The following is a 19,148-nucleotide window of genomic DNA, read 5'->3' as shown; positions in this document are numbered from 1 at the left end:
CTCCTGCCTGACCGTTAATATCTTTTTCTACAAAACGATCCCTCGCCTGTCAGGATCACCTTCGGGTGGCGAACCTAAACTCCCGTAGCCTGAAAGCATAGGTATTCGCTAATTTAAAAAGGTATGCGTTTGGACATGTGGTGAGATTGGCATAGGCTATAGTTCTCCCGGCCTGCGTGGGGGATTACGGCCCGTGAAGTTAGTTGTAGCACTGCGGATCTCTTGTCCAAAAATATCAACCCGTGCCTGGAATGGTGGGAATGGCAAGGTGATATCATGTTTGCGGAATTCCTGCAAAATATGTTGATGCACTTCATGACGGGCAGGCATACGATGCCCCATCTCTGCGGCATAAGCACGTAGTTCATAAATCTGAATGCCTTGTTGCAAATCCACTAAATACACTTCCGGCATCGGGTTATCGAGAATAAAGGGCGAACTTTTGGCGGCAGACATTAATATGTCGGTGGCGTTTGCAGAGTCAACATCAGCCGGCACAGGGATTGTCAGGACGATACGCGTGATTGTGTCAGACAGTGACCAGTTGATGAATTGCTCTGTAATAAAGGCCTTGTTGGGAACAATAATCTCTTTTTTGTCCCAATCAGACAGCGTTGTTGCCCGCGTATTGATCTTCGTGATACTGCCTGTCAGACCACGGATAGTCACGGTATCACCAATGCGGATCGGTTTTTCAAATAAGATGATCAGGCCAGAAATAATATTGGTGAAAATTTCCTGTAAGCCAAAACCCAGCCCAACCCCCATTGCAGCAATCAGCCATTGTATTTTTGACCATTCAATACCCACCAGTGAAAAACCCACCAGGCCACCAATGAGGGTAATGCTATATTTGGTCAGTGTCGTAATGGCATAACCGGTTCCCGGTGTCAGCACTAAATGCTGTAACAGGGCGAGTTCCAGCAGGGCTGGCAAGTTACGGACAAGCTGTGTAGTAATGACAATAACTAAGATTGCAATTAATACGGAACCCAGGGTAATTGGCTGAACGCTATCAACACCGTTGATGGTTGTACTCACGTCCCAAAGCCGGATATTTTCAAGAAAAGAGAACGCTGAATGTAACTCAGACCACAATAGGATAAGTGAAACCAGTGCTATCATTGTCAGGATTGAACGTACTAATCCTAACGATTGGGCACTGATGGCATCCAAATCGATGACGGGTTCTTCAACTTCGATTGCACCTTCTACACTGCTATTAATATTGCCAGCATCTTCCTCACTTTTGGCTCGCTGGGCCAATATCTCCGCACGACGTTGTTTTGCCCGCTCAAAAGCGATCTTACGGCGCTGGATCAGCATCCATCGACGGACAATGTGGTAAACGACCAGCAGGAAGAACCAGATAGCGACGGAGGTTTCCAGACGGCCTAATAGTGCTTGTGAGGTTTGCAGATAACCCAGGATCGAAGCGAGTGCCGCTAAGATTGGGGCCGAGAGGAGTATCCACCATAGAACAGAGCTGACAATATTCTCGCCTGAACCATGTTTGTCCATATAGAGTGGAATGCCGGCGCGTTTTAAGCTGCTGGTGACCAGACTCAGCGAGATACAGAGCATGATGAAACAGAGCCTGCCGAGGGTTGCGATAAAATCCTGGTCTTTGTAATGATTAAAAGTGATCAATGCCATCATCAGGGGCACGATCAGGAAAATGGAAAGACGGTAGAAACGCATCGCTCGCTTGATACGTTCTTCCGGCCAGCGAAAGTGGGCGATAAATAAGCCATTGGGATGGGCAAAGGCCGCACTGAGCATAAAGACCCACAGAACGGGGGTGGTTTCACGTACACCGTTACCTATTGCGGTAGCCATCGGATACTGCCATGCGTTTTGCAATCCATAACCAATGGCTGACCAAAGCATTGGTAACGGTAATGCCGCAACAACAGACCAAAAAACGGTGCGCATAGTCAAAGAGAAATGATCTTGTGTCACTTTACCGATGCGGTTGCTCGAACGCTCAAGAAAAGCATGATACTGGCGGTGTGAGCTAACACTAAAAATGACCAGTAATAAAGTCCCCAGCAAATAGAGCAGAGTATCTTGTTTAGTCAACATGCTGTGGATGGCGGCACCCAATTGAGAGAACGTATCCAGAGATAACAGAAGCGTCAGATTCTGCACCACCTGCAATGGATAATTGAGCGATATAGGATTGACATCCGCTACCCAGAACAGATAGCGATGGGTAGCATCCTGAACTTCTTTCAGGGCATCATTTAATTTGTTGGTGATGACCTTGAATTGAGTCTGTTCCAGTATCTCATTGTCATATCCTGATAGCAGGGAATTTAATAGCTCTTTCTTGGTGCGGATAAGTGATTCGTAGACCTTCTTTTGCTCTGGCATCAGCGTGTGATATAAGGGCAATGTTTGCTCAGGAGGCCGTTGCAGGTTTTCCAGCATTTCCTCATATTTCAGTCTTTCGACCCGTAATTCGACAATATCCCTGTCAATTTGCTGGGATTTTGACATATCGGGAATATGGGTGACTCTCGCCCTCAAGGTTTCGCCAAGCGCAGTGGAATCGTTTAGCCATTGTGCTTGTTCACGGATAGTATTGAGTGTTTGGAGAACAAAAAGAATTTCGCTATTGGCCTTGCGCTGTTTTGAGCCAATGGCTTCCATTCTCAGGGCCTGTTGATTGAGCATTTGCGATAATTGGCGGTTTTGCTGGAGTTCATCCTGCAAAAACGTTGGCAATTTTTCTCCACTCTGCTCCGCCAGCATTTCTGTATACTCCAGTGCAGATTCCGTTTTCTGCTGGCGTTGGGTATTTAACAGGCTGCGTAATTGCTGGAGTTTAAGATCCAGCCGTTGATAGCGTTTTTTGTATAATTCTGCGCGTATGCGCGCAATCTCCTGACGATTATTGACAGAAAGTTGAGCTATCTCCAGTTCATCAGCCATAGCCCTACGCGCATTGACTTCTGCTTGCGCCAACGCTAATTGCGCTTTGGCCAGTGGCGTGGAAGGTGAATCCAGAGACTGGAACCGGGAAGTTGCCTCAGCAAGCAAACGCTTTGCCTCAGCCTGTTGTTGAGGCAATTGACTCATGGAATCACTGATTTCTCGGAGTTTATCCTGTTCGCGCTGTAATTGGTGTCCTTGTTCCTGTAATTCATTATTGGTCTGGATAATTTGCTGTTCTAAATTGCTGATAGGTTGATTGGCCGGAATGGAAGTAGCAGCATTGTTTTCAGCAAGGATTTTTTGGCGCAGATCTTTGATGATTTTAGGAAATTCATCAATTGCCTGTCGGTACTTCTGGGTACGCTCATTGGCGGATTTTGTATCATTAACCCAATTTATTGCCCCTTGAAGTGCATGTGCGATTTCAGAATCTTGTGAGCGTTTACTGCCTCCAACCTGCTTCAGCTCTTGTTTTAGTTGGGTTTCATCCAACGGGGACACAGAAGCAAAAGCCTGGCTCGCAATTAAGAGGCTGAGAAGTAGACTGATAATCAGGCGCACAATAAGGGGCTCCTTGGTTATAAATTAGTTGATGATACCTTTAATTCATTGATTCATCGTTATTTACTGTGGGTTCTTCTGATGTGGCAGTCTGCGCCATCATGTCTCCCATACGGGTTTGTGAACCACTGTATAAGTGGTTGGCAAAATTAATCTGATTAGCAGCAAACAGATTGATCACGGTTGAACCCAGCTTGAAGCGTCCCATTTCCTCGCCTTTTTTGAGGGAGATGACGCCTTCTTGGCCTTCTGTAGGGTAGGTCCAACGCTTGATGATGCCTTCACGCGGAGGTGTGACACAGCCACTCCAGACAGTTTCAATACTGCCAACAATGGTCGCACCAACCAGAATTTGCACCATGGGACCAAACGCTGTCTCAAATAAACAGATGACGCGTTCATTACGTGCAAATAAGTTTGGCACATTGGCTGCCGTCAATGGGTTTACTGAGAACAGATCACCAGGGACATAGATCATCTCCTTGAGCACGCCATCACATGGCATGTGGACACGGTGATAATCCCTTGGTGATAAGTAAGTCGTGATAAATTGACCATGACGGAACTGTTCGGCCAGTTGATACTGCCCTGCCAGCAATGCTTCTATCGTGTAATAGTGGCCTTTAGCCTGAATAATCTGATCTTCGCGGATCGCCCCAAGCTGGCTGACGGTGCCGTCTGCTGGTAGAGCCAATTGGTGGATTTCATTGGCGATAGGGCGAATGCCTTCCTTAAGAGGGCGAACAAAAAATTCATTAAATGTTGAATAAGCCGTGAATGAAGGATCCTTTGCCTCATTCATATCCACTTTATAGGCCTTAGCGAAAGCCTTGATTGCAAGCTGTGTCAGCCAGCCCGCTTTTTTATTGGCAAACCAACCTGCCAGTTTTGTAATGCATTGTTTTGGCAGTAAATATTGTAGACTGATTTTAAAATTATCCAGCACGTCAACCTCTTGGATCTCTTCTTGGCAAATTGGACAAAAGTCGGCTATTGTACCTGCCATTATTTTTAATGTCAGGGTATCATTAATTATTGCCTTATTTGTGAGCGCTTGTGAAATTTCGGCGTGGTTTAACCTGTACCATGCTTTCCAGAATCCGGTGGTAATTTTCGAAGCGTTCCTGAGCAATGGTGCCTTGTTCCAATGCTTCTCTTAGGGCACATCCCGGATCGTCCAGATGTTTGCAATCACGGAACTTGCACCCCCCCAGATATTCGCGGAATTCGATAAAACCTTGTGTAACCTGTTCTGGCGTTAGGTGCCACAGGCCAAACTCACGGACACCTGGAGAGTCGATCACATCTCCCCCCAGTGGGAAATGGTAAAGACGTGCGGTGGTCGTGGTATGCTGCCCGAGACCTGAGTTATCTGAGACATTATTGACCAGGATATCTTCTTTCATGTCGGGCAACAGGGTATTGAGTAAGCTGGATTTCCCGACGCCAGATTGGCCTGCAAAGATACTGATTTTGTTAGTCAGCATCGTGGTGAGTTCAGGGATACCCTCGCCGGTATAGCGGGAAACTTCCAGTACGCGATAACCGATATGGCGATAGATATCCATGACATCGTTAACCCACTCACGGCTCTCGGCATCCAACAGATCGATTTTATTGAGTACGAGCAGAGGCTCGATATTGAGTGTTTCACAGGCGACTAAATAGCGATCGATAATATTCAGTGAGAGTTCAGGCAAAATAGCGGAAACTATCACGATTTGGTTGATATTTGATGCAATGGGTTTGATGCCATCATAGTAGTCAGGACGAGTAAGAACGGAAGTACGTTCATGGACCGCTTCTACAATACCATTCACTTTGACATCAGACTGGAGTTGCAGCGTGGGGCGCCATACAACGCGATCACCCGTGACCAATGAGTGGATTGTTCTACGGATATTGCAACGCTGTATAGAAGAGTCGGCTGCCTCAATATCGGCATGTTGCCCGAATCGGCTGATCACCAGCCCTTCTTGTGGCTCACCAAACTGGCTGTCATCCATTTCTGACTTTTGAGCATCGGCCTTATTCAGCTTGCGCTGATGATTGGCTTGCACACGGCGTTGTTGCCCTTTGGAGAGTTTACTTTTAGCCACCGAACCTCACTTATTTTTTGTTTATATTTCATCTATCTTGCTGATCATCGCTGTGAGTGATCAAAACCGTTATGATACCTCACAGATACAGACTACCTCTTTTGAAGGAAACTAGGATATATCATGTCAAAAAGTGAGAACAATCTTATCTGGATAGATTTAGAGATGACGGGGTTAGATCCCGAGCGCGATCGCATAATTGAAATGGCAACTATTGTCACCGATTCGGAATTGAATATCCTTGCAGAAGGGCCTGTGATTGCGGTTCATCAGCCGGATGCGCAATTGGCATTGATGGACGAATGGAATGTACGGACGCATACTGCGAGTGGATTGGTAGAACGTGTAAAGCAGAGCCAGTTTGATGATGCGCAAGCTGAAAAAGCAACTATTGCCTTTCTGGAACAATGGGTGCCGGCAGGAAAATCACCCATTTGCGGCAATAGCGTGGGACAGGATCGTCGTTTCCTGTTTCGTTATATGCCAGAGTTGGAAAAGTATTTTCACTACCGTTATTTGGATGTCAGTACGCTTAAGGAATTGGCCCGTCGTTGGAAGCCTGAGATGCTGTCAGGATTCAGTAAGAAAAATACCCATCAGGCCCTGGATGATATCCGGGAATCCATTGCTGAATTGGTGTATTACCGTGAGCATTTTATCCAAAAATAAAATGTGATCTAAAAATAAAGAACGGTATTTGATATAAGATTTGTATGTAAATCAATCTCTGTATTGATGGTTAAGCGGATTGTTTGCTGGTTTAATCATCAATCGGAGGGAAAATACAATTTTTTGTGTTGTGGGACTTGCCAGCGGCATAATTTCTCGTATAATGCGCTCCCCGTACCGATGAAAAATTTCAACTGTACGATATGCCAGAATATATGCGGGAATAGCTCAGTTGGTAGAGCACAACCTTGCCAAGGTTGGGGTCGCGAGTTCGAGTCTCGTTTCCCGCTCCAAATTAAAATTTATTCGGGTATTTCAAGTCAGGCTTAATGCAAGCCGTACAAAATGCGGGAATAGCTCAGTTGGTAGAGCACAACCTTGCCAAGGTTGGGGTCGCGAGTTCGAGTCTCGTTTCCCGCTCCAAATTCAAGACGGTAGATTGCTAACCAGGTCTGCAAGTCATAAGAAAAGCGCCTAAGTGCGTTTTTTTGTTTTCAAAATTCCAACCAAAGCCAACAACTTTCTGAATATTCAGCGGTACTGAAATTTGCTCAGTTACAATGTTGCGATTCTGTCATATTCATGTTGACGAATATTAAAATCCTTTGGTAGATTGAATTGATCGTTATAATCACTCATAGAAATCAATTTAACGTAATCTCCCTGCAATGGGAGTGAACGTATGATGGAAGCTCTCCATAATCCAGTTATCTGCAAAGCATCTCTAATCTGTCCTTAAGGGTTTCTTAAGGATGTTTATCTGTCAATGTGAACAAGGATAGAGCCGATGAAGTATGATGTTATTGTTGTAGGATCTGGTGCTATTGCAGGTTCGATTGCTTATGAACTGGCTAGTCGCCAATTGAAAATATGCAGGTTGGGACGTCTTGATCGTAGCAATGCAGCGTCAAAAGCTGCGGGGGCAATGAATGGCTGTTTTGGTGAAGTGACCAGCGGGCTGATTGCGAGCGATTATGGAAAACTGAAACTCAAAATGGATTGTATCGCGAAAGCGCGTTGGTCAATATGGGCACAGCGTTTAATCGCATCTTCGGGAGATCCCCGTCCTTTATTTACTGCAAAAGGTACTCATGTCATTCTCAATACCGCAGGAATGGCTGCTGTTGATAGTGTTAATTATGATGCGATAGAAAGTATTCTTCGTGAATATAATGAACCCTATGAGGTTGTCGATCCGCAATCGATTAAGGGAATGAAAGCTAACGATTTGGTACGTTCGCTCAAAGGAATTTATATTTCAGAAGAAAATGCCCTTAATTCCCATATATTGCTTGAAATGCTGGATGCTGCTTTTCTCAAGGAAGGGGGAGAACTTATTGATAATAATGTTAAACGTGTTCTTACAGAAAAGGGGGCTATAACCGGTGTTGAAACCATCGACGGGGTGCGCTTTACAGCAAATAAAGTAGTGATTGCAGCAGGAGTGCAGTCACTTGATATATTATCAGACCAGCTTTCTATCGTGCAGAAGATCCCTCCGCTTTTTGCGGGTCATGGAGTTTCTGTTTTACTCAAAGTTAAAAATCCCGATGATTTACCAACATCAGTTATTCGAACACCTAACCGCGCATTTGCTTGTGGATTACATTGTGTTCCGCGTGGTGATGGTATTCTCTACGTTGGTGCGACCAATCTTGTATTCAGCCAACCTCGTAAATATGCAACAGTTGCTACCACACAGTTCCTTTTAGAATGCGTTTACAATCAGATAAACGTTGATTTATTTGCATCTGAGATTATTGCTGTTCAAGTGGGCAATCGACCCATCTCAGCAGATGGTTTTCCCTTGATTGGGGAGTGTGGCATAGATGGGTTGTGGCTTGTGACGGGAACATATCGGGACGGTTTGCATCAATCTCCGCTTTTAGCGGATTATGTTGCAAATGCACTTATGGGGCGGCCTAATCTGGATATTGATCTGGGGGATTTTATACCTATCCGTCGGCCCTTAGTGGGACTTAACCGAGAGAAAACTATTTTAGAAGCGGCGCAGCAAACAGTCGCGATGGGTTATGAATATCTCTGGAATATTAAGCCAGGATGGGATGAATTAATCCATGAAGGTTTACACAATAAGTATCGTGCGCACGTTGAATCTATTGATGCGATCTATACGCCTCCTCCTGATTTGGTTGCATTCTCTTGCCATGATGAGCAGATAACTAAGCGGTTACGTGATTACTATCGTGTTTGGAAAGGATAGTGTTTGGAAGGCATGAACATTGTATCTATAGCTGATCGCGGTTCGAAAAGTGTTGGACATTATTATTGATAATGTCCAACACGCTTTATCACATCACTTTTTGTAATTCTTTCAGCAATATTTCCTTACGTTCCATCATGTTTTTCATCGCTTTTTGTTTCACATGCCCAAAACCGCGCACCTGATTGGGAAGCTCCGCAATTTGCCGACAGATTGCCAAATTATTGCGTTCCATTTTTTCGATTAAAAAATCAATTAATCGCTCATACTCAAGCAGCAGATTTCTTTCCTGTTTACGCTCTTCCTGATAGCCAAAAATATCAAAAACAGTGCCTCGTAGCGATTTACATGCGGCAAGAAAGCGGAATACAGGAACGATCCACGAACCATATTCTTTTTTTCCGCGTTGGCCTGTACGGGGATCTTTGCGATTGAAGAGAGGAAGGCTAAGGTGAAAGCGGAGGGTTTCTGTATTATCAAATTGTGAGCGGAGCTTATCGAAAAAACCGGTTTTAACGTAGAGTCTGGCGACTTCATATTCATCTTTATACGCCATTAACTTGAATAAGTTTTCAGCAACGGATTGAGTAATTTCTTCTGCGTCGATCTGCTGAGTCACCATTTGAACCTGGGCTATACGGCTGAGATAACGCATCGCATATCTTTCATTTTGATAATCAACCAGAAATTGATACCGATGCATAATGAGATCGTCCAGACTTTTTATATTTTCTGGCGGCGTAATATTGAGGTGTTTTTGCAGAATATCGGGTTGGGCTGCCGCGATGCGGCCCAGACAGAAAGCTCGTCGGGCATTATCTGCTGAGGTTCCCAGTTCTTGCATCGCATTGTTGATGCCAGTTAATGTGATTGGAATCTTGCCGAGCTGCCAGGCATAACCCATTAATATGATATTGGTTTGGTCTTTGTCACCGACCAGGTGTGCAGCCATGATTTCTGCATCAATGGCGTGTAATACTTGTGTATGTTGATTCAGGGTGTCCAGCATTTTGGGGTGATCCAAATCCAGCATAGGGGAGCGAAGCATAGTGCCGACCTGGGTTTCATGGGTGTTCAGTATGCATTTTGTTGATCCCCTTGACATCACTTCCCGTGCATTTTGCCCTGTTGCAGCCACCAAATCGGCGGCGATAACCAGATTAGCACGCCCGCGATCAATCCTGACTTGATGCAGTTTATCCTGGTCATGGCATAGCCGAATATGGGTTATGGCTTCCCCGCCTTTTTGCGCAAATCCGGTAAAATTGAGCAGACTGACAAAGCAGCCGTCTAATTGCGCCGCATTGGCAAGTAGATGTCCTGCGGTGACGATACCAGTACCGCCGATACCGACTAACAGGATTTCATAAGGTATTTCGGCAGAAGCCAGTGTCGGTTGAGGTAGTTTGTGGATAATTTTATCTAACTCAGTCTGTGTGATGATCTTACTGAGATCCGCACGTGGGTTGGCATTTTCGACAGTAATAAAGCTGGGGCAGAATCCTTTCAGGCAGGACAGATCTGAATTGCAAACGTGTTGGTCTATCTTGCGCTTAGTGCCTAAAGGCGTTTTGACTGGAATTACGGCCAGGCAATTTGATTGTATTTGACAGTCACCACATCCCTCACAGACCAATTCATTGATGACGGCGCGCCGCGTCAATTTTGGTGCCAGCCCCCGTTTTCTTTTACGACGTAATTCTGTGGCACAGGCTTGATCGTAGATAAGCACTGTGACGCCAATGATATCCCGAAGACGTTTCTGTACATCCTCCAGATAATCTCGTTCATAGAGTTTCACCTTGGCAGGAAGGCAATTTTTATCTTTGTATTTATCAAGATCATTCGTCACGACAACTACTTCTTTCACACCTTCAGCAATCATCAAAGAAACAATTTGCGATAGGGTGATATTCCCATCCAGCGGTTGTCCACCTGTCATTGCCACCGCATCATTGAACAGCAATTTGTAAGTAATGTGGCTTCCTGCGGCGACTGATTGGCGAATGGCTAAGTGACCAGAATGGAAGTAGGTGCCATCGCCCAGATTTTGAAAGACATGGGAGCGATTGACAAATGGGGCATGTCCTATCCAGTCAACGCCTTCACCTCCCATTGGCAAGAGGCCGTTTCCGGTATTGCGATCCATCCATGTCGCCATAACATGGCATCCGATACCAGGTTGAGCTTGGCTATTGTCTGGTAAGCGGGTTGAAGTGCTATGGGGACATCCAGCGCAAAAATACGGTGTACGTTTGGGTAAAGTTGCATCGTGCTGAATGGGCGTCGTTGACCATTCGGGTGGCACGGAGAGAAATAAATTGAATTGTTGTAACCATCCAGAAAGTGGGACGGCAACCCGTGAAGGGCGTAGTTCAACGTCAGCGGGTAACAATTTCTGACCAAGCTGGTTATGCTTACCTATCAGATTGGTCATTTTCTGTAATTTAACCAATTGATGAGCCAGCAGCATCTCAACGATGGCTGCTTTTTCTTCAATAATAAAAATATGACTGACTTGGGTAGCTAGCTCGCTGAGAAGCGGTGATAAAGGATAAACCAAACGGATATGGAGAAAAGCGACGCCTTGTTGGGCCAGTTCAGAAGGTGTAAGGCCCCCGACACGCAGGGCTTCCATAACATCCTTATGAGCCTTACCCACCGTTACCAATAAAGCGTGTGGATGTTCGCAGGGGGCGAGCAGGTAATCAATGGGGTTAAGTTTAGCGAACTCTTCGACGGCTTTTAGTTTATAGGCCAATCGCTTTTCAATCTGTGGGCCGGGGAGATCAGGCCAGCGCCAATGCAACCCATCGGGTCCAGGATCAACGTGGGGAACGTTATAATCAGGAAATGGCTTGCTTTCTCTGACGGCACCGCTTTCCACAACTTCACTGATCGCTTTAAAGCCAAACCATGCGCCGCTGACACGTGATGCCGCCCAGCCCCATAAACCGACACTCATATAATCGGCAACCGATGCCGGGTGCAAAACAGGCATACTCCATGCCATCATCGTGAGATCAGATTGGTGGGACATGGACGAAGAGACACAACCGTGATCGTCTCCGACGATAACCAGCACACCCCCGTTTGGCGAGGAGCCGTAAGCATTGCCATGTTTAAGTGCATCACCGGAACGATCGACGCCTGGCCCTTTGCCGTACCACATACCAAAAACGCCGTTAACCTGTCTGTCAGGGTCTGTTTCGACTTTTTGTGTACCTATCAGTGCATCGGCTGCGAGATCTTCATTGACGGCAGGTTGAAAGCGAATGTTGGCTTGGATAAGTTGTTTGCTGTGTTGCCATAATGTTTGATCTAAGCGGGCTAAAGGAGAGCCACGATAACCTGAAACTAACCCCGCTGTGTTGAGATTGTGGATTTCATCCAACTCAGCTTGAGCGAGTAGAAGGTCAACCAGCGCCTCAGTGCCCGTGACAAATTTAGATTGATAATATCGAGCCATGTTCCTGACCCTCTCTTAAGAGAATAATTATCTAATTAACAACGCAAATTATTGTTAATCTATTTCCATAAAATCGTTAGAACAAGCACAAATCTTATTAGATGTTGGTTAATTGTTTATTTAATGTTAACTCCGTGCTGTTTGGTATTCCAGACAACTGTCGGGGTTATGGTAGGGATTTTTTGTGTCAAACGGGAGTGAATATCTTTTGAGCGTTTAACTCGGAAGTAAAAGCAAAGGGCTTGCCATCTTATCTGAACGCGTTCATAATGGCGCCCGTTCCTGATATGCAGGCTCTAAGAATGACCTATAACTCATAAGGTTAACAGGTATTCAAAATCAGCATTCAGGCATCTCAGGCTAATAATATTAGCTGTCAGCGACGCGGGAATAGCTCAGTTGGTAGAGCACAACCTTGCCAAGGTTGGGGTCGCGAGTTCGAGTCTCGTTTCCCGCTCCAATTTCCTCCATTTTGTTACCTTATTTCTATAAAAATCTCGTTCAAGACAGATACTGTATCTCCTGTCGAAAGGGTCAGGTTGGTGTAGGATGTGGTTGGGTTAGCGTTTGCTTCAAGGCATCTCCAATATGAGTTGTTTTATGCAGGTGTCCCCTTATCAGACGTTAAGGTGCCTTTATAAGCCGTCCGATTGGGAAGCGTCCAGCACATTATTGACGATAAAGCGCTTGCTATCCTGCTCCAACAGGTCCATAATGCCGCCTCATTTTTGAATGGGCAGAGGAAAATTTCTCCACTAGCGTCTAGAATGGATGAGTGGGCTATTGCCTTGCTGCTGATTTCTGGTGTTCGAGACTAGAACTCAATTCTTGTTTTTTATCCACAGTTTTTAACATTATCACTCTATTGAGTCACCTGATGATGCTCTACTTGTTACACAGAGTTATCCACAGGAGGATTCTTTGTGTTTGGTTTTCTTGACTTATCATTCACAACAACAGTTCAAACTTAACTTATTGATTAATTAAAGTAATTAACCTAATTTAAAAATAACATGATCAACATTTATTCTCTGTTTGTTAGTTGATCAGCAAAGTATTTTTATTTTATTCACAAGGAAATAAACGGTTTTTTTTACCATAAAACCGGATGGTTAATTATTAGGCGTCTCTGGGTAAGCCTTTGGTTATTGCCCTTATTAATCGTTTTTGTTGTGAGGTTTGAACCTCAATGGCATTCGCATTGCGGCGGGTCATTTGCCGGGCGATCGCCCAGTGGATATGTTCATCCAAAACTTCACTTAAGCCGAACTTTTTTTCCAACGCTAACACAATGTCATCTTGATACGGTGCATTACCTAAGGCGACGGAAATGTTGCGCAACCAGCGCAGATATCCAATACGGCGAATTGCCGAGCCTTCCGTGATACGCAGAAACTTCTCCTCGCTCCAATTGAATAGATCTAATAGCTCAGGAGTATGCAGTACGGCTCGTGGGCTAAAATCAGCTTCATCTGTTAATTGAGAAAAACGGTTCCAGGGGCAAATAAGCTGGCAATCATCGCAGCCATAAATCCGGTTACCCATCAGTGGGCGCAGTTCTTCTGGAATAACACCTTCCAATTCAATGGTCAGATATGAGATGCAGCGTCGGGCATCAATGGTGTCAGGTGCAACAATAGCCCCCGTTGGACAAGTTGTCATGCAGGCTACGCAGCGTCCACATTGCTCCTCTTGTGGAACATCAATCGGCAGGGGAAGATTAATCAGCAATTCACCGAGGAAAAACCAGGAACCCGATTCACGATTTAATATAAGTGAGTGTTTACCAACCCAACCAAGCCCCGCTTTTGCGGCCAGTGGGCGTTCCATAATCGGAGCAGAATCGACAAAAGGACGAAAATTCAAAGTTCCCTGATATTCATGGGTGCTGCAATATTCTTGGATCTTGTCGCCCAGTTTTTTGAGACGCTGACGTAGCAGTTTATGATAATCCCGGCCCAACGAATAGCGACTAATATAACCCATTTGCGGATTGTTAAGCGTACTGGCAAACGCGGCTTTAGCAGGCAGATAATTCATGCGTACGCTGATAACCCGCAAAGTCCCCGGCAGAAGCTCATGGGGACGGGCGCGCATCATGCCGTGACGCGCCATCCAGTCCATTTCGCCATGATATTGCTTATCAAGCCATTCTTGTAATCTCGGCTCTTCTGCCGATAAGTCCGTATCACAGATGCCGACTTGCTGGAAGCCAAGGGAAAGGCCCCATTGCTTGATGTTTGTTGCCAGAAGATTCAGATCGAGAGGGGTTGCCATGAAATACAAATGACTGCTGAAAGAGGGGCGTTAGCTTAACACAGAGGGAATTGAATACAAAAAATGGAGCATATAGTTGTTACGGTAGCACAGAAGAGACTAAATGATAATGTCTGAATTATGTTATGGTTACGGGTTAATCTATTTAACTGATATTCTACCTGACTAGTTTCTCATTCAATAAATCAAAACAGATATTTTTCAATGAAAGAACTCGTTTTATCACTCCCAAATGAAAATGCCACAGTTGCATTGGGCAATGCAGTGGCGGCAGTTGGCGATCGCGGCTATGTTATTTATCTGTATGGCGATCTTGGTGCAGGAAAAACCACATTCAGCCGGGGTTTTCTGCAAGCTCTCGGCCATCAGGGGCATGTGAAAAGTCCGACTTATACGTTAGTCGAGCCTTATGCTTTACAACCACGGCCTGTCTACCATTTCGATCTTTACCGTCTGGCTGATCCTGAAGAGCTGGAATTTATGGGGATCCGGGATTATTTCCATCAGGACGCTATTTGTCTGGTGGAGTGGCCTCAGCAGGGCACTGGCGTTTTGCCTGATGCAGATATTGAGTTGCACCTGAGTTATGACAGTGAAGGGCGCCAGGCTCGTTTTGTTGCGTTATCTCAATATGGTGAAAGTCTGTTGGATAATTTGAAGTCCTTATGAAGGAATACCCGACTATGATGAATGCCTTTTTAGTGGATGTGATAAAAAAATGGCGTGCCTATTGGGTAATGGCCTGTGTTTTGTTTTTCATGTTAAATCAGCTGGTTATTACGGCGGCGTCTGCGGCTACACTGTCGAATATTCATGTGAAGAATGATCCATCTGAGTCCGTAGTAACGTTGAAATTCACCGGCGGGTATCCTGATTATCGGTTCTTTCTTTTGCATTCTCCTGAACGGTTGGTGGTGGATATTCGCCAAGCCAGTAAGATTGTTGGATTACCGATGATTTTATCCGGCCAGAATCTGGTAAAACAGATACGTTCCAGCCAGCCATCTGATGCACATCATCAGCGGGTGGTGTTGGAATTGGCACATAAGGCTACAGTGACATCTACGGTGAAAAATGTCGGCAATCAATCGCAAGTGATGATGACACTGAAAGCCAATGGAGTGGCGAATAACTCATCGGTATCGAATAAGCCGGCCTTAAAAAATGAAAGTAAGCGCTTGCTTACAAATAATGCTCCCCTGCCGGAAAAAGAAACTAAGCCAGTATCGAATCACCGTGAGCAAGGTGTGAAGAAACAGGCAGCTCAATCTGCGCAAGGAAGAGCGTTCCACCCGGTTGTCGTTGCCATTGATGCGGGGCATGGCGGGCAAGATCCTGGAGCGATTGGGCAACGGGGGCTGAAAGAAAAGAATGTCACGATTAATGTTGCTCGTAAATTGGAAGCCCTTTTGCGCAATGATCCCATGTTCACGCCGGTGTTGACGCGAAATGGCGATTATTTTATTTCTGTGGCAGGGCGTTCTGAAGTCGCCCGTAAACATAAAGCCAATATACTGGTATCCATTCATGCCGATGCCGCGCCTAATCGCGGTGCCAGAGGTGCTTCTGTCTGGGTGCTATCCAACCGCCGTGCAAACAGTGAATTGGGGAACTGGCTGGAACAGCATGAAAAACAATCGGAATTACTGGGCGGTGCGGGAGATGCTCTCGCCAACGGCACTGATCCTTATCTGAGTAAGGCCGTGCTGGATTTGCAATTTGGGCATTCACAACGGGTTGGCTATGATGTTGCTATGCAGGTATTGAGCCAGCTAACCAGAATTGGTTCCCTGCATAAACGTACACCAGAACATGCAAGCCTGGGTGTTTTGCGCTCGCCGGATATTCCGTCCATTTTAGTGGAAACGGGCTTTATCAGTAATGTGTCTGAAGAAACGTTATTAGGCTCCAATCAGTATCAGGAGAAACTGGCACAGGCCATTCATTTGGGATTACGTCACTATTTTCTGGCTAACCCGTTGCAGTCTGCACCAAAGTAACCAAATATACGCCTATCAGAATAGGTTTGACAGGCTCTGAATCGTAGGTAAGGTCACATTATGGCTATCAAGATATTACCCCCACAATTGGCAAACCAGATTGCTGCGGGTGAAGTGGTTGAACGCCCTTCTTCTGTAGTGAAAGAGTTGGTGGAAAATAGCCTTGATGCCGGTGCAACCCGTATTGATATTGATATTGAACGGGGTGGCGCAAAGCTTATCCGTATCCGCGATAATGGCTGTGGGATAGCCAAACAGGATTTGATGCTGGCACTGGCGCGCCATGCGACCAGTAAAATTGCTTCATTGGATGATTTGGAAGCGATTGTCAGCATGGGGTTCCGTGGGGAAGCCTTAGCGAGTATCAGCTCGGTTTCAAGGCTGACATTAACTTCCCGTCCTGAAAGTCAGGCAGAAGCGTGGCAATCTTATGCCGAAGGCCGTGATATGGAGGTCACGGTAAAACCTGCTGCTCATCCTGTGGGGACAACGGTTGAAGTGTTGGATCTGTTTTATAACACGCCTGCCCGTCGAAAATTTTTGAGAACAGAAAAAACGGAATTTGGCCATATTGATGAAATAGTGCGTCGTATCGCTTTGACGCGGTTGGATGTCGCCATTAACCTGAATCACAATGGGAAATTGATGCGCCAGTACCGTCCCGCTAAAGAGGAATCTCAGCATGAACGGCGTCTGGCAGCCATTTGTGGAACCGCTTTTGTGCAACAGGCGCTGGCGTTGTCATGGCAGCATGATTCCTTGTCTATTAAGGGCTGGGTTGTCGATCCGGTGAATCCGGCCGTGAGCGAGATCCAATATTGCTATGTCAATGGGCGCATGATGCGGGATCGCCTGCTTAATCATGCGATTCGTCAGGCTTATCAGGATTTGATTAAGGGTGAGCAACAACCCGCTTATGTTTTGTATCTCGAAATCGATCCACGACAGGTGGATGTCAATGTACATCCGGCCAAACATGAAGTGCGTTTCCATCAAGCCCGCCTGGTACATGATTTTATTTATCAGGGGGTGGCTGCGGTATTGAAACAACGCGGCACGGGAGATGAACTGGCGCTCGGCTGTCAGGAGAGTGTTACAAGCTGGGTGCCGGAGAATCGCCCTGCTGCGGGAGAAAATCATTTTACCCGTAAGCGTGTTGAACAAGCGGATGAGGCCTCTTCACGACGTCATGAGCATCATGATCGTGGTACACAACAAATACATCATGGGGAAAGCTACCAGAAAAAACAGGGGGAGTTGTACCAAAAAATGATGCAATTCTCCCCGGAAGAAAAACGCCCGTTATTTCCAGAGCGGGGTGTGCGGGAAGGTGTATCGGTTTCTGCGACTCCTGTGCCATCGGGGCAGGGGAAACATAGCTTTGGAAAAGTATTGTGTATCTATGCAGGTTGTTATGCTTTGCTCGAATCGCCATTGGGAATCGGGCTGCTTTCTCTGCCAGTTGCAGGGCGCTGGCTGAAACAGGCGCAACTGACCCCCGGAGAACAGGGGCTGAAATCCCAGCCATTATTGATCCCGCTGAAACTGGCTCTCAATCAGTCAGAAATGCATGTCTTAAAGCAGAATAGTGACTTGTTAAAGACTTTTGGTATTGAATCGACAGTCGCACATGGAAAAGTAACCATTCATGCGGTATCGTTGCCTCTGCGTCAACAGAACCTGCCGAAACTCTTGCCGGAACTGTTGGGTTATCTTGGGGAACAGTCAGCCGCTTCTGTTGAGCAAGTTGCCAGTTGGCTTTCCCGTCACGTGGATAGTGAGCATGAAACGTGGAACATCGCGCAGGCTGTCCAGCTTTTGGCTGATGTCGAACGCCTTTGCCCTCAGCTGGTGGGATCGCCGCCGGATGGGTTATTACAGTTAATTGATTTACAAGCAGTGGTGGCATTCCTTAATCATGAGTGATTTAAAAACTCAACACCTGCCGACAGCCATTTTTATCATGGGACCGACGGCTTCAGGGAAAACGGCGTTATCGATCGCCTTGCGCCGGCATCTTCCGGTTGAATTAATCAGTGTCGATTCTGCGTTAATTTATCGTGGAATGGATATTGGGACAGCAAAACCTTCCGCAGAAGAGCAGGCTCTGGCACCTCATCGTTTGATCGATATTCTTGACCCTGCGGCAGTCTATTCTGCTGCTGATTTTCGCCGTGATGCATTGCAAGAAATGGCTGAAATCACGGCGGCTGGGAGAATACCACTCCTGGTTGGTGGAACCATGCTATATTTCAAAGCATTGTTGGAAGGATTATCGCCTTTACCTTCCGCAGAGCCTGAGATGAGGGCGCAGATTGAACAACAGGCCGCAGAGCTAGGATGGGACGAATTACATCGACAATTACAGGAAATTGATCCCGTTTCTGCGGCAAGGATTCATCCTAATGATCCACAACGTCTTACTCGTGCACTGGAAGTTTTTCGGATTTCGGGTAAAACTCTAACTGAGTTGACTGAAACGTCTGGAGAAATATTGCCTTATCGAGTTCATCAATTTGCGATCGCGCCGACAAGTCGTGAAATGTTGCATCAGCGTATCGCAGCCCGTTTTGAACAAATGATCAAATCAGGGTTTGAAGATGAGGTAAAAGCACTTTATGCTCGTAGTGATTTGCATACCGATTTACCCTCCATTCGTTGTGTTGGTTATCGTCAGATGTGGTCTTACCTCGCGGGCGAAATCTCTCATGATGAGATGGTTTACCGTGGTATCTGTGCGACACGCCAATTGGCGAAGCGTCAGATCACGTGGCTCAGGAGTTGGGACAATGTGGCGTGGTTGGATAGCGATCAACCTAAACAAAACCTAAACACAGTCATGCAGGTTGTTAGTACATAAATTTATTGATTGTGTACAATTGATCAGTACCAGTGATCAATACAAAGTG

At 45.9% G+C, this 19,148-nt stretch carries 11 protein-coding genes and 3 tRNA genes; 9 read left to right on the top strand and 5 right to left on the bottom strand.

Translation table 11 applies throughout. The annotated features are described in order from the left end of the window. Positions 1–156: 156 nt before the first annotated feature. From mscM to rsgA, 3 genes are all read right to left on the bottom strand, one after another. On the bottom strand, positions 157–3,501 hold the full coding sequence (gene mscM / locus AAY47_RS00480) for a miniconductance mechanosensitive channel MscM (protein ID WP_047766292.1): 3,345 nt from the start codon (positions 3,499–3,501) through the stop codon (positions 157–159). Between the two features lie 40 nt (positions 3,502–3,541). Then, the gene (gene asd / locus AAY47_RS00475; RefSeq protein WP_047766341.1) at positions 3,542–4,447 is read right to left on the bottom strand and encodes an archaetidylserine decarboxylase; all 906 of its coding nucleotides are present in this window, start codon (positions 4,445–4,447) and stop codon (positions 3,542–3,544) included. Between the two features lie 94 nt (positions 4,448–4,541). Beyond that, complete coding sequence (gene rsgA / locus AAY47_RS00470) at positions 4,542–5,600, bottom strand: small ribosomal subunit biogenesis GTPase RsgA (protein WP_047766291.1); 1,059 nt, start codon at positions 5,598–5,600, stop codon at positions 4,542–4,544. 123 nt (positions 5,601–5,723) lie between these two features. On the opposite strand from rsgA, the gene orn reads away from it, so the two are divergent. From orn to AAY47_RS00450, 4 genes are all read left to right on the top strand, one after another. Then, positions 5,724–6,269 carry an oligoribonuclease gene (gene orn / locus AAY47_RS00465; protein ID WP_047766290.1) on the top strand — a complete coding sequence of 182 codons (546 nt, stop codon included), beginning with the start codon at positions 5,724–5,726 and terminating at the stop codon, positions 6,267–6,269. A gap of 217 nt (positions 6,270–6,486) precedes the next feature. Next, positions 6,487–6,562 (top strand) — tRNA-Gly (locus tag AAY47_RS00460). Positions 6,563–6,616: 54 nt separating this feature from the next. Further along, positions 6,617–6,692: transfer RNA gene (locus AAY47_RS00455), tRNA-Gly, on the top strand. Between the two features lie 364 nt (positions 6,693–7,056). Beyond that, on the top strand, positions 7,057–8,493 hold the full coding sequence (locus AAY47_RS00450; RefSeq protein ID WP_047766289.1) for an NAD(P)/FAD-dependent oxidoreductase: 1,437 nt from the start codon (positions 7,057–7,059) through the stop codon (positions 8,491–8,493). A gap of 88 nt (positions 8,494–8,581) precedes the next feature. Here the strand turns inward: AAY47_RS00450 and AAY47_RS00445 are convergent, their stop codons facing one another. Continuing rightward, positions 8,582–11,962, bottom strand: coding sequence for an indolepyruvate ferredoxin oxidoreductase family protein (locus AAY47_RS00445; protein WP_047766288.1), 3,381 nt, complete (start codon positions 11,960–11,962; stop codon positions 8,582–8,584). Positions 11,963–12,346: 384 nt separating this feature from the next. On the opposite strand from AAY47_RS00445, the gene AAY47_RS00440 reads away from it, so the two are divergent. Then, a tRNA-Gly gene (locus AAY47_RS00440) sits at positions 12,347–12,422 on the top strand. Positions 12,423–13,081: 659 nt separating this feature from the next. Here AAY47_RS00440 and queG read toward each other — a convergent pair. After that, a complete protein-coding gene (gene queG / locus AAY47_RS00435; RefSeq protein ID WP_047766287.1) occupies positions 13,082–14,239 on the bottom strand; it encodes a tRNA epoxyqueuosine(34) reductase QueG in 1,158 nt (385 codons plus the stop codon). 204 nt (positions 14,240–14,443) lie between these two features. Here queG and tsaE point away from each other — a divergent pair, with 204 nt between their 5' ends. Genes tsaE through miaA form a run of 4 tightly spaced genes read left to right on the top strand, consistent with a single transcriptional unit; the run spans position 14,444 to position 19,099 of the window. Then, on the top strand, positions 14,444–14,908 hold the full coding sequence (gene tsaE / locus AAY47_RS00430; protein ID WP_047766286.1) for a tRNA (adenosine(37)-N6)-threonylcarbamoyltransferase complex ATPase subunit type 1 TsaE: 465 nt from the start codon (positions 14,444–14,446) through the stop codon (positions 14,906–14,908). Positions 14,909–14,922: 14 nt separating this feature from the next. Then, positions 14,923–16,239: an N-acetylmuramoyl-L-alanine amidase AmiB gene (amiB, locus tag AAY47_RS00425; protein WP_047766285.1), complete on the top strand. Its 1,317-nt coding sequence runs from the start codon at positions 14,923–14,925 to the stop codon at positions 16,237–16,239. 60 nt (positions 16,240–16,299) lie between these two features. Next, on the top strand, positions 16,300–18,165 hold the full coding sequence (gene mutL / locus AAY47_RS00420) for a DNA mismatch repair endonuclease MutL (protein ID WP_047766284.1): 1,866 nt from the start codon (positions 16,300–16,302) through the stop codon (positions 18,163–18,165). After that, positions 18,158–19,099: a tRNA (adenosine(37)-N6)-dimethylallyltransferase MiaA gene (miaA, locus tag AAY47_RS00415; RefSeq protein ID WP_047766283.1), complete on the top strand. Its 942-nt coding sequence runs from the start codon at positions 18,158–18,160 to the stop codon at positions 19,097–19,099. The genes mutL and miaA overlap by 8 nt, the downstream gene beginning before the upstream one ends. Positions 19,100–19,148 lie beyond the last annotated feature (49 nt).

Origin of the sequence: Xenorhabdus griffiniae, from assembly GCF_001028135.1 — a bacterium.
GTDB lineage: Bacteria > Pseudomonadota > Gammaproteobacteria > Enterobacterales > Enterobacteriaceae > Xenorhabdus > Xenorhabdus bakwenae.
The sequence above is the reverse complement of the archived record's forward strand: the minus strand, read 5'-3'. Positions and strand labels throughout refer to the sequence as shown.

What these genes read in the sequence shown, in the direction of transcription:
- orn (WP_047766290.1), top strand. Translation starts at nt 5,724, where the DNA reads ATGTCAAAAAGTGAGAACAATCTTATCTGGATAGATTTAGAGATGACG.
- AAY47_RS00450 (WP_047766289.1), top strand. Translation starts at nt 7,057, where the DNA reads ATGAAGTATGATGTTATTGTTGTAGGATCTGGTGCTATTGCAGGTTCG.
- AAY47_RS00445 (WP_047766288.1), bottom strand. Translation starts at nt 11,962, where the DNA reads ATGGCTCGATATTATCAATCTAAATTTGTCACGGGCACTGAGGCGCTG.
- queG (WP_047766287.1), bottom strand. Translation starts at nt 14,239, where the DNA reads ATGGCAACCCCTCTCGATCTGAATCTTCTGGCAACAAACATCAAGCAA.
- tsaE (WP_047766286.1), top strand. Translation starts at nt 14,444, where the DNA reads ATGAAAGAACTCGTTTTATCACTCCCAAATGAAAATGCCACAGTTGCA.
- amiB (WP_047766285.1), top strand. Translation starts at nt 14,923, where the DNA reads ATGATGAATGCCTTTTTAGTGGATGTGATAAAAAAATGGCGTGCCTAT.
- mutL (WP_047766284.1), top strand. Translation starts at nt 16,300, where the DNA reads ATGGCTATCAAGATATTACCCCCACAATTGGCAAACCAGATTGCTGCG.
- miaA (WP_047766283.1), top strand. Translation starts at nt 18,158, where the DNA reads ATGAGTGATTTAAAAACTCAACACCTGCCGACAGCCATTTTTATCATG.